Consider the following 12,337-nt stretch of genomic DNA (forward strand, 5'->3'; position numbering starts at 1 on the left):
CGAGCGGTCGCTCGAGTCGATTGGTTAGGCTAACCGAACTTTGCCCTGGTTCCAAGAGCGCGCCCGATCATCGGACTCACAGGAATTCCATTTCGAACTCGTCGATTTCGGACTGATCGAGGTCGGCGAGGGTCAGATCGGACGGCGTCAACCCGCCTGCGGCGTCTCCCGCGCAATGCCCGCTCAGCGCACACAGCGCGTCGACCCATGCTCCGGCCAGGCTCGTGACGACTTCGGCATCGACCACCGCGGGACTGAAGCCCCAGGTGGCACGGAGCACCGGGCCGTGCTCGGTGTCCTCGGTGACGGCGCCGATCTCGACGGCGTGGCTGACGGGCATGTCCCCGTCGGCCGCTCCACCGAGCGTGCTCGATTCCGGTGCACTCGTCCACGACCCACTCGCCGACTCCCCCAGCGTGAACCGGCCGAGGTAGTTGAAGCCGATCTCGGACCCGCGCCCGGTCGCCAACACGGCCTGCGAAGCAGGATCGAGGTGACGGAGGATGCCGAAACCGATTCCGCTGTCGGGAATGCGACGCATCTGCTCCTTGACGGATTTGAGTGCATCGCTCACTGATTCGCCGCCGGCGAACGCGTCCGGCAGATCCACCCCGTCCACGTCGAGCAGCACCGGGTACAGCGTCGTGAACCACCCGACGGTGCGCGACAGGTCGGCGCCCGGCACCGCCTGCTCCTCGCGTCCGTGGCCTTCGAGGTCGATCGGCAGGGCGCCCGGCCCCTGAATCTTCGCGACGGCCAGGGCCAGGGCGGTGACCAGAACGTCGTCGACGCGCGCGTTGAACCGCTCCGGCACGATCGTCAGCAGTGCGTCGGTCACGTCCCCGGGTACGGCGACCTCGATGGTTGAGGTCCCGGACATCGTGTCCCGCAGCGGATCGACGGCCCGGGTGCCGATCGCCGCTCGGTTCGGCGCATTCGCCGCGGCCAGCCACATCGGGAGTTCGCTCCGCCGTTCGGAGGCCGTCTCGACCACGCCGCGAGACCATGTGCGCAGCGGCGTTCCGGTCACCGAGAGCGCGGTACCCGCGCATGCGTCCGCGAGGTCCGGCACGAGGATGCGCCACGACACACCGTCGACCACGAGGTGGTGGATCACCAGCAGCACGAGCGACTCGGACTCACCCGCGTCGAACAGCACCACGCGCACCATCGCACCGCCGGCCGGATCGAGGCGCCCGTACGCGTCGTCGGTAGCGGACCGAACAGCCTCGCTACGCGCGTGGCCGTGAAGTCCGCGGATATCGATGTGAGACACGATATCCGCGGCGGGCACCGCACCGGGCGAGGGGATCTCGAACAAGCGGTCGGTCTCATCGAAGGACGCGCGCAACGCGTCGTGCGTGTCGAGCAACGCCTGCACCGCGTCGGTGAGCGTCGCGAGCGTCAACCCGTCCGGCGCGCGCAGAAGTCGCGACTGCGCGAACCTCGAGTACGGACCGCCGCGGTCGAGAAGATCGTGAACGATCGGGGTAGCAGGCGCGAATCCGAGCCCGGCCTCGGGATCCACGGGGGCGGCGTCTTCCTCCGCCTCTGCGACTGCCGCCACTCCCGCGGCCGTCCGGTGTTCGAAGACGTCGCGCGCAGTGAATCGAATCCCGGCGGCGCGGGCGCGAGAGACCAACTGAATCGAGACGATCGAATCCCCTCCGAGGGAGAAGAAGTCGTCACCGGGCCCCACGTCGTCGAGACCCAGAACGTCCGCGACCACGGCGCACAGGCGGCGCTCGAGATCGGTCCCGGCATCGTGTGCCGTGCCCGACGATGTGAAGTCCGGCGCCGGCAGCGCCTTGCGATCGACCTTGCCGTTGGGCGTGACCGGCAGTGCATCGAGCACGACGACGGCGGCGGGCACCATGTGCGCGGGCAGACGCGAGGCCAGATGCTCCCGCAGGCCGTCACCGTCGACAGAATTCGCCACGGCCACGTACCCGACGAGGCGGCGTCGGCCCGGTTCGTCCTCGCGCACGACCACCGTCGCCGCCGCCACCGCGGGATGAGACGCGAGCGCCGACTCGACCTCGCCGAGTTCGATACGGAAGCCGCGGATCTTCACCTGGTCGTCGGTGCGGCCCAGGTATTCCAGCGAGTACTCGAGTCCACCCGATCGCTTCCATCGCACCAGATCCCCGGTGCGGTAGAGCCGTTCGCCGGGCTCACCGAACGGATCCGCCACGAAGCGTTCCGCGGTGAGCCCGGGCCGGTTCAGATAGCCGCGGGTGACGCCTGGCCCTCCCACGTACAACTCGCCCGGAACCCCACTGGGCACCAGACGCATCCGTGCATCGAGCACGTGAGCACGTGCTCCGTCGACCGGAAGGCCGATGTGGGGCCGAGTACCCGTGATGTCACCGATCGTGGCATCGACGGTGCATTCGGTGGGACCGTACATGTTGGTGGCGCGGACGTCGTCTGCGTCGGCGAGTGCGGCCCACAGATCCTCGGAGACCGCCTCACCACCGACGGCGAGCAGGCCCGGACGGTGCGCTGCAGCAGGATCGAGCAGGCCCGCGCGCAGCAGTTCGGTCATCAACAGCGGTACACAGTCGACGGCGTCGATCCGTGCGCGGCGCACGCAGTCGACGATGCCCGCCGCGTCCGCAGCGAGGTCGGCGTCGAGCACGTGCAGCGTGTGCCCGGCCAGCATCGACAGCAACGGGTCGATCGCCGAGTCGAAGGCCAGCGCGTACGTGAGCAGCACCCGCAACTGCCGGTCGTCGGCGGAACCGAACGTCCGGCGGCGTTGCGTCGCCATCAGATTCACGACACCGCGGTGCGGGACGACGACGCCCTTCGGAACGCCCGTCGACCCGGACGTGTAGATCACGTACGCGGCGTTGTCGGCGGTGGATGTGCCGAGTCGCTCGCCGGTCGCGAGCGGCCCCGACGCCAGCGCCGGGTCCACCGCGGCGAGGGCGGCCTCGTCGAGCACCAGCACGGGCGCAGCATCGGTGAGCATGTGTGCAATCCGGTCGGCAGGATAGGCCGGGTCGATCGGCAGGTAGGCGCCGCCGGCCTGCCACACCGCGAGCGCCGCGATCACGATGTCGGAGCCGCGGGGAAGCTGCAGGGCCACCACAGTTTCCGGACCGACACCGCGGGCGAACAAATGCCGTGCGAGGCGATTGACGCGCCCACCCAGATCCGCGAATGTGAACTCGGTCCGTCCCTCTACGAGGGCGATCGCATCGGGCGTGCGCGCAACCCGATCGTCGAACGCCGCTGCCGCGGTCTGGAAGCCGACATGGGCGGCGGGGATCAGCGAGCCGCAGGTGAGGCGTTCACGCTCCTCGGCCGACAGCAGGTCGACGTCCGACAACCGGGCCTCGGGTGTGTGGACCAGGGCACTGAGCGCCCGCACCACCCGGTCCACCAGGCCCTCGGCCGTGGCCGCGTCGAACAGGTCGTGGGCGTACTCGATCCGGACGCGTAGCCCGTCGCCGGGCAACTCGACGACGTCGACGGTGAGATCGAACATCGCGGCGCCGGTGTCGATCGTGACCACACTCGGTTCGAACTCCGCGAAGTCCCCGACGACGGGCGGCATCCGGTGCTGCACCAACACCTGGAACAGCGGGTGCCGGGACGCCGAACGCTCGGGATTGAGCGCCTCCACCAAGCGATCGAACGGAAGATCCTGGTGGGCATAGGCTTCGAGATCCTCCGCGCGGACGCGAGTGACCAGCTCACGCAGGGTGGGATCCCCCGACAGATCGGAACGCAGCACCACGAGGTTGACGAAGAAGCCGACGAGCTGGTCGAGTTCGGCGGCCGGCCGACCCGCGGTGGGCGTGCCGACCACGACGTCGGCGCCGGCACCGCTGCCGCTCAACGCGAGCGCGACCGCGGTGTGCGAGAGCATGAACATCGACGCGCCTGCCGAACGCGCGAGACTGCGCAGGCCGTCGGCGACGTCGGCGGAGACGGCACGCTCGACGAGGCCGCCCGTGGACGTCGCTGCCGCCGGACGGTGCCGATCCGTCGGCAGCGCGATCTCCTCCGGCATTCCGGCCAGGCGCGTACGCCAGAACTCGTGCTGCGTGGATGCGAGGCCGTCCAGGTCGTCGTCGGATCCGAGCAGATCCCGCTGCCACAGTGCGTAGTCCGCGTACTGCACAGGTAGTGCCGCGACCGAGAACTCATCGCCCGCGACAGCGCCGCGGTACGCGGTACCGAGGTCGCGCAGCAGCACGGGCGTCGACAACTCGTCACTCGCGATGTGGTGGGTCAGCACGAGGAGCACCGACTCGTCGCCGGTCACGAACAAGCGCAACCGGATCGGGAACTCATTGTCGAGATCGAACGGGTATCGGGCCGCATCCACGAGGATCGAGTCCAGCTCACCGGCATCGACGTGTTCCACGGCGAACGGCACTGCCTCGGGGACAGGGCGCACGTGCTGCATGCCGACGCCGTCGACGTCCGCGAGCACGGTGCGCAGCACCTCGTGGCGGCCCAGTACCGCTGTGGTCGCCACACGCAGGGCCCCGGCGTCGGGCACGCCGCGCAGACGCAGAGCCACGGGAATGTTGTAGGTGGAACTCGGGCCCTCGAGCCGGAACTGGAACCACAGCCGCTGCTGGGCCGCCGACAGCGGCGAGACCGGGCCCCGGTCGACGGGCCGCACCGCCGGGCGGTTCCCCGCTCCCGCGGCGACAGCGCACTGTTCGGCCAGACCGAGGACGGTGGGATGGTCGAACACGGCCCGGATGGCCAGTTCGACACTCACCGCATCGCGCACTCGGGCGATCAGCTTCGCGGCCGCCAGCGAATGGCCGCCGAGTAGGAAGAAGTCGTCGTCCACCCCCACGGTATCGAGGCCGAGGACGTCGGACACGAGCGCGCACAGCACCCGTTCGAGCTCGGTGGACGGCTCTCGCGCCGGGATCGCCGTGGTGAAGTCGGGGTCCGGCAGCAGTTTCCGGTCGATCTTGCCGTTCGACGTCAGGGGCAGCGCGTCGAGGAACACGAACGCCGCAGGAACCATGTAGGCGGGCAGCCACTTCGCGACCCGGTCCCGGGCACCCGTGTGGTCGCCGTCGCCCCCGACGAGGTACGCGACCAGGCGCGCCGATCCGGTGGAGTCGGGGCGGGCGACCGCGACGGCGCGGGCGACGCCGGGCAGACGCAGCATGGCGGCCTCGACCTCGCCGAGTTCCACCCGGAAGCCGCGGATCTTGACCTGATGATCGGTCCGGCCGCGGTAGACGATCTGCCCGTCTGCCGTGCGCTGCACGACGTCTCCGGTCCGATACATCCGCGAGGAATCGCCCGTCGGATCGACACAGAACGGGTTCGCGACGAAACGTGATGCCGTCAGCGCCGACGCGCCCAGGTAGCCGCGCACCACGCCCGGTCCGGCAACGTACAGCTCGCCCGGTGCTCCGTCGGGGACCGGGTTCAGTCCCGAATCGAGCACGTACGCGCACAGGTTCGCGACCGGACTTCCGATGACGGGCTCGGAGGCATCGGTGATCTCGGCGACCACGACGTCGACGGTGCCCTCGGTGGGGCCGTAGAAGTTGAACGCTGTGCCCCCTCGCTCGCGCAGTCGACGCCACAGGTTCTCGCTCACAGCGTCACCGCCGAAGCCCAGCGTGGGGACGATGTCGGCGGGCAGCAGGTCGGCGTCGACGATGTGCTCGAGTTGCGACGGCGACAGTTCCACGAAGTGCCAACCCTCGGCCCGCGCCTGCGCCGCGAGCAGCGCCGGATCGCGTTGTGTGTCCTCGTCGACCACCCGCAGTTCGTGCCCCGCGAGCATCCACAGGTGTGGGCCCCACGACGCATCGAAGGCGAACGACCACGCGTGTCCCACCCGAAGTCGATCCCGCCCCGCGACCGCGCATGCCCGGGAGAACACCCGGTCCCGGTGGCTGTGGAAGAGACTCACGGCGCCACGGTGCGGCACCTCGACACCCTTGGGCAGCCCCGTGGAACCGGACGTATGGATGATGTAGGCGATGTCGAGATCGTGCAGACGATGGCCGCGTTCGGCGGCGGTCAGCGGTTCGTCGGTTCCGACGCTCAGGTCCAGCGCTGCGAAGTCGACGATGCGAAGCTCGCCCGTCACATCGCGGAGTCGTTCCCCCACATCACCGCTGGTGACGATGCATCCCGGTTCGGTCTCGGCCAGCACGTGAGCGATGCGGTCGGCGGGATGGCCGCGGTCGATCGGCACGCACGTGCCACCGGCCTCGAGGACCGCGAAGAGCGCGACGAGGGTGTCGACCCCGCGTGGGAGGGCGACCGCGATCCTTCGGTGCGGGCCGAGGCCGCTCGCGAGCAGCATGCGGGCAAGTCGCCGAGCCCGGGACGCCAACTCGCCGAACGTCAGCGACGTCGACGCGTCACCCGCCGCGGGCGCATCCGGATCACGGAGTACCTGCGACTGCAGGAGGTCGGGCAGCGTGAGCCCCGACGGAACCGGCACGGTCTTGCCGGCGGAGCCGTCGAGCAGTGCCCGACGCTCGATGGGGGTGAGTACGGGCAGTCGGGCGAGCGCAACGGATCCGGGATCAGCGAGGGCCGCCACCGAATCCATCAGATGTGCGAGCCGATTCGCGTGTACGGCGAGGTCGTCGTCGGTGTAGCGCTCGGCGTCGACATCGATCCACACCTCGAGACCGCCGACGTGGTCGAGGGGGCGCGCGGTGACCATGAGGTCCTGCAGCGGCCCCCGAGCCACCGAGTGCACCGCGGCGTGTAGGTCGTCGAAGCGCAGGCGGTCGCCGAAGGGCTTCACGTTCACGGACGGGCCCACGACCCCGCGGGATCCGGCGGGCAGACGCAGATCGTTCTGAATGTCCTCGCCGCGGTAGCGGTAGTGACCGCGGCACCCGGCGACGGCGTCGCGGACCTGCTCGACGAGCGCACCGACGGTCATCGACGGCGCCGGATCCAGGCGCAGCGGAACAACGTTGACGGCGGACATCGGAACGGCAAGCGCCGCACTCCCCAGACGGTTCATCACCGGGAACCCGACGACGATGTCACCGCGCCCACTGGCACCGCGCAGGTAGACCGCGACCGCCGCCGTGAGGACATCGCCCCAACTGGCCCGTGCCGTCTTACCGACGGCGGCCAGCCCGCGCTGCTGCTCGGCGGTGAGGGTGAGCCGCATTCCACGTGACGCGCGTGCGATTCCGGCCGCGCCCGCCGACAGCGTCACGGCCTCCGCGGCGTCGTCGAGGTAGTCCGCCCAGAACACGCGGTCGACCTCGAAATCGGGCGATTCGCGGTAAGCCGCCTCCTCCGCCACGACGGGAGCGAGGGACGTGAACTTGCAGGCCGGACGGTCCTGTCCGCGCGCGTCGGCGGTGTAGATCTCGGCGATCCTCCGCATCAGCAGCCCGAAGCCGTAGGCATCGATGACCAGATGGTGAATGCACAAGTACAGCAGAGCTATACGGTCGTCCAGTTGGAAAACCGTGGCACGCACACAGGATTCCGATCGCGGGTCGATCACCCGCCGGTGATCAGCCTCCATCAGGCCTTGGGCAGCGGACCACGAGTCTCGCCGATGACGCAGATCTCGAACCGACACGTCGCCGAGACGATGGGCAGCGGGCCGCAGATGCGCGGTGCCGTCGGACGCGATCTCGACTGCGGCAGTGAGCACTTCGGCCTCGCCGACCGCCACCCTGACAGCACCGACAAGCATCTCGATGTTCACGTCGCCGCGAAGTTCGATACATTCGGCGGTGTTGAAGATCGGATTGTCGGGGTCCAGCTGCTGAGCGAACCACACGCCGGCCTGGGCTCGGGTCAGTGGAAATGCCGAGGTCGACGGGCCGGTCGGGGACACTGACCATCTCCTGTTCTGTAGACGAATCCGACTGCGCCGTAACGCTTCACACGAAGGCTGCAGAAGCCGAAACAAGATCGAAGAGTACCAAAGGTTAGGCTAACCGTATATGTTCTAACCGGTCGGCGCATCCCCACCGATCCATTCCCACGTCACCGCCATCGAAAGGTGAGCGCTCATGCCTGCACCGGTCGTCGCAGCGAACACCCCGCACCTCACCGGAACGACGGTCACGAACCCGTTCGTCCTGTCCCGGCCACAGGGAAGCATTCGCGCAGAGGGTGTTCTGCGTCACTTCGACCACGCCGGTGAGGCGGCGGACGCGCTGCGCGCCGGCGATGTCACCGCCCTGACCGGCGCGCTGCCCTTCGATCCCGACACTCCCGCGGCCCTCGTCGAACCCGGACTACTGTGGCGCAGCGACAAACCCTGGCGCAGCATCCCCACCTCGGACCTCCCGGAATGCGGCGTCGAGCAGCGCCTGCCCGGCGAGGACGAGCACGTGGCCCGCGTCCGAACGGCCCTCCACCGCCTTCGCGACGACGCCGATCCCCTGCGCAAAGTGGTACTCGCCCGGATGTTGCGGCTGCGCTCGCATGGACGGCTGGATCCGGAGTCGTTGCTGCAGAGCCTCATCGCCAACGATCCTGCGGGCAACGGCTACTGCGTCGATCTGTCCGCGGCCGGTCCGGGGAGTGCCGGTCAGTGGCTGGTCGGATCCAGCCCCGAGGTCCTGATCCGCAAGCAGGGCCGGGCGATCAGCTGTCATCCGCTGGCCGGGTCGGCACGACGCCTGGACGATCCGCTCGCCGACTGGGAATCGGGACGCGCGCTGGGAGAATCCGCGAAGAACCTGGACGAGCATCGGTTCGTCGTGGACGCGATCCGGGACAGCCTCGCGCCGCTGTGCACCGAACTCGAGATTCCGGAGCGACCGACGCTCACCCACACCCCACAACTGTGGCATCTGGGTACCCCGATCCGGGGCGTGCTCGCCGACACTTCGGTGACAGCGCTCGACCTGGCGATGACGGTGCACCCCACGCCGGCGATCTGCGGCACCCCCACCCGCGCGGCGTTCGAGACGATCAGCGCGCTGGAAGGCGACCGCGGCTTCTACGCCGGCGCGGTCGGCTGGTGCGACGAGCGCGGCGACGGCGAGTGGATGGTCACCATCCGCTGCGCCCGGATCGACGCCGACGGCACCGGTCTCACCGCATACGCCGGTGGCGGCATCGTCGCCGATTCCGTCCCCGAGGACGAGTTGGCCGAGACCGCAACCAAGTTCACCACCATCCTCGACGCACTGGGAGTGACCGCATGACCGCACCGCTGTGCCTGGTGACCGGTGCCGGACGGGGCATCGGTCGCACCACGGCTGTCACCCTGGCACAGCGCGGGTGGCGCGTCGCCGTGCTCGACCGTGACACCGACGCGCTCGAGCGAACCGGGGAACTCGTCGGCGCCGCGTGCGTCGCCGCCCATGCCGTCGACATCCGCGACCGCGCGTCCGTGGCCGACGCCGTGGCCACGATCGAATCGCTGCACGGTCCGCTGGACGGTCTCGCGCACGTCGCCGGTGTCCTCGAGACCGGGTCGGTGCTCGACAGCGAACCCGACTCGTGGAAACGCGTATTCGACGTGAACGTCACGGGTCTACTGAACGTGCTGCGCGCCGTCGGAGTGTCGATGCGCGAGCGCGGATGTGGTGCGATCGTCGTCGTGGGCTCCAACGCCGCGGGGGTTCCGCGCACTGGAATGGGGGCCTACGGCGCCTCGAAGTCTGCGGCGACCATGATCGCACGGGTCACGGGACTCGAACTGGCGCAGCACGGTATCCGTGTGAACGTCGTGGCGCCCGGTTCCACCGACACCGACATGCAACGATCCCTCTGGCCCGATCCGGGCGACGACACCGGTGCGCGCGGTGCCATCGAGGGCAGCCTCGCCGACTTCAAGGTGGGAATCCCGCTGGGCCGCATCGCCGCCGCCGAGGACATCGCCGATTCGGTCGAGTTCCTGCTGTCCGACCGCGCCCGGCACATCACGATGCAGGCGCTCTATGTCGACGGCGGCGCGACGCTGCAGGCCTGACCGCCGTCGCACTTCCGTGCAACTCGCCACCCACCCGAAAGGAGAACGTCGTGACCACCGCTCTGCGGCGCAGTCCCCTGGTCCCCGCAACGCCCTATCCCGCGGAGTTCGCGCAGCGCTACCGGGATGCCGGGTATTGGACCGACGAGACGTTCGCCCAGTTCCTGCCCGCGCGTGCCGAACGGTTCGGGGATCGGATCGCTGTCTCGGGCACAGGCGAGGGCGGCGTCCGCCGCACCCTCACCTACCGCCGGCTGAACGAGCGCGCCGATGTCCTCGCGGCCGGATTGCTCCGCCTGGGTGTGCGCCCCGGCGACCGCGTCGTACTGCAGGTACCGAACATGCCCGAGTACGTCGAGATGCTGTTCGCGGTGTTCGCGATCGGCGCGCTGCCTGTGTTCGCGCTCCCGGCACATCGCCGCGCGGAGGTCGGCTACTTCTGCGAGTTCACCGACGCGGCCGCATATGTGATCGCGGACCGGCACGGCGGATTCGACTACCGCACCCTGGCTCGCGAGATCGTCTCCGGGTCCGAGCGTCCACCCATCGTGATCGTCGTCGGCGATGCCGGAGAGGACACCGGGTTCGTCCCGCTCTCCGAACTACGCACCGCCGAGGGCACTCCGGACGATCGCGCCGAACCGACCCCGGATTCGGTTGCCTTCCTGCAGCTCTCGGGCGGCACCACCGGCCGCTCCAAGCTGATCCCTCGCACCCACACCGACTACCTGTACTCGGTGCGCGCGTCGGCCGAGATCTGCGGCCTGTCCCCCGACACCCGGATGCTCGTGAGCCTGCCTGCGGCGCACAACTTCCCGATGAGCTCGCCGGGAATCCTGGGGGTACTCCACGCGGGCGGACGCGTCGTGCTGGCACCCGATCCGACGCCGTCGACGTCGTTCGAGTTGATCGAGCGCGAGCGGATCACCATCGCGTCGCTGGTCCCGCCGCTGGCACTCACCTGGATGTCCGCGCCCGCCCGCGCCAAGCACGATCTGTCGAGCCTCGAGATGCTGCAGGTCGGCGGTGCGAAATTCAGCGCCGAGGCCGCGCGGCGGGTTCGCGGCGAACTCGGATGCACGCTGCAGCAGGTGTTCGGCATGGCCGAGGGCCTGGTCAACTACACGCGCGCCGGCGATCCCGACGACATCGTGACCACGACGCAGGGCCGGCCCATCTGCCCGGACGACGAAATCCTGGTGGTCGACGAGTCGGACGCCCCCGTCCCTGTCGGCACGGTCGGAAACCTGCTCACCCGCGGCCCGTACACGATCCGTGGCTACTACGCTGCGTCAGAACACAATCGCTCGTCCTTCACGGCGGACGGCTTCTACCGGACCGGAGATCGGGTCCGACTGACCGAGACGGGTCATCTCGTGGTGGAGGGGCGGGCCAAGGACCAGATCAACCGCGGCGGCGAGAAGGTCGCGGCCGAGGAGGTCGAGAACCATCTGCTCGCGCACCCGTGTGTACGCGACGTCGCCGTCGTCGCCAAGCCCGATGCGTACCTGGGCGAGCGGACGTTCGCGTTCGTGATCGGCGAGGGCACCCCACCGCGCGCCGTCGAGTTGCGCGTCTTCCTCCGCGAGCGAGGACTTGCCGCCTACAAGATCCCGGACGGCTTCCAGTTCGTCGACGAGTTCCCCGTCACCGGCGTCGGGAAGGTCAGTCGTACCGAACTGCGTCGCGCCCTCGAATCCACGTTCACCGTCGACAACGCCACCGACAGATAGGTCACCGATGTCCCTGCCTCGCTCCGTCTCCTACCCGATGCCCACCGAGTTGCCCGTGAATCGGGCGCCCTGGCGGGTCGACCCGGACCGCGCGGTGCTGCTGGTCCACGACGCGCAGGAATACTTCATCCGTGCGTTCGACCGCACCGCCGACCCGGCCCGCACCATGATCTCGAACATCGACGCGATCCGCACCGCGTGCCGGGCCGCCGGGGTGCCGATCATGTACACCGCGCAACCGGGCGACCAGAACCCCGAGCACCGCGCGCTGCTCACCGACTTCTGGGGCCCGGGTCTGTCGGCCGACCCCGCCGAGACCGCGATCATCGCAGACCTCGCACCGGAACCCGAAGACGTCCTGCTCACCAAGTGGCGCTACAGCGCGTTCGCGAAAACCGATCTGCGGCAGCGACTGTCGGACCTCGGCCGCGACCAGTTGATCGTGACGGGCGTGTACGCCCACATCGGGTGCCTCACCACCGCACTCGACGGCTTCATGCAGGACGTCGAGATGTTTCTCGTCTCGGACGCTCTGGCCGACTTCTCGTCGGCCGAGCACCGGCAGGCTCTCGACTACGCCGCCGCGCGCTGCGCCGTGGTGACGCCGACCGCGCACGTGCTGCCGGGCCTGGCGATGCCCGTCCCGGTGTGAAGCGACGGTGGGGCGGGCGCCCGAAGGTGCCCG

At 69.4% G+C, this 12,337-nt stretch carries 5 protein-coding genes; 4 read left to right on the forward strand and 1 reads right to left on the reverse strand.

The window, feature by feature from the left end:
* Positions 1 to 76: 76 nt before the first annotated feature.
* The gene (locus tag C8K36_RS11135) at positions 77 to 7,825 is read right to left on the reverse strand and encodes a non-ribosomal peptide synthetase (protein ID WP_107984542.1); all 7,749 of its coding nucleotides are present in this window, start codon (positions 7,823 to 7,825) and stop codon (positions 77 to 79) included.
* 178 nt (positions 7,826 to 8,003) lie between these two features.
* Here C8K36_RS11135 and C8K36_RS11140 point away from each other — a divergent pair, with 178 nt between their 5' ends.
* From C8K36_RS11140 to C8K36_RS11155, 4 genes are read left to right on the forward strand one after another with little or no spacing between them, the layout of a single operon-like run.
* On the forward strand, positions 8,004 to 9,149 hold the full coding sequence (locus C8K36_RS11140) for an isochorismate synthase (protein WP_107984543.1): 1,146 nt from the start codon (positions 8,004 to 8,006) through the stop codon (positions 9,147 to 9,149).
* Positions 9,146 to 9,919 carry an SDR family oxidoreductase gene (locus tag C8K36_RS11145; RefSeq protein ID WP_107984544.1) on the forward strand — a complete coding sequence of 258 codons (774 nt, stop codon included), beginning with the start codon at positions 9,146 to 9,148 and terminating at the stop codon, positions 9,917 to 9,919. Before C8K36_RS11140 ends, C8K36_RS11145 begins: the two co-directional genes overlap by 4 nt.
* 50 nt (positions 9,920 to 9,969) lie before the next feature.
* Positions 9,970 to 11,652 carry a (2,3-dihydroxybenzoyl)adenylate synthase gene (locus tag C8K36_RS11150; RefSeq protein ID WP_107984545.1) on the forward strand — a complete coding sequence of 561 codons (1,683 nt, stop codon included), beginning with the start codon at positions 9,970 to 9,972 and terminating at the stop codon, positions 11,650 to 11,652.
* A 7-nt stretch (positions 11,653 to 11,659) separates the two neighbouring features.
* Positions 11,660 to 12,304, forward strand: coding sequence for an isochorismatase family protein (locus C8K36_RS11155; protein ID WP_107984546.1), 645 nt, complete (start codon positions 11,660 to 11,662; stop codon positions 12,302 to 12,304).
* Positions 12,305 to 12,337: the final 33 nt, after the last annotated feature.

Origin of the sequence: Rhodococcus sp. OK519 (assembly GCF_003051005.1) — a bacterium.
Taxonomy (GTDB): domain Bacteria; phylum Actinomycetota; class Actinomycetes; order Mycobacteriales; family Mycobacteriaceae; genus Prescottella.

Coding starts and splice junctions, on each gene's coding strand:
- C8K36_RS11140 (WP_107984543.1), top strand. CDS start 8,004: ATGCCTGCACCGGTCGTCGCAGCGAACACCCCGCACCTCACCGGAACG.
- C8K36_RS11145 (WP_107984544.1), top strand. CDS start 9,146: ATGACCGCACCGCTGTGCCTGGTGACCGGTGCCGGACGGGGCATCGGT.
- C8K36_RS11155 (WP_107984546.1), top strand. CDS start 11,660: ATGTCCCTGCCTCGCTCCGTCTCCTACCCGATGCCCACCGAGTTGCCC.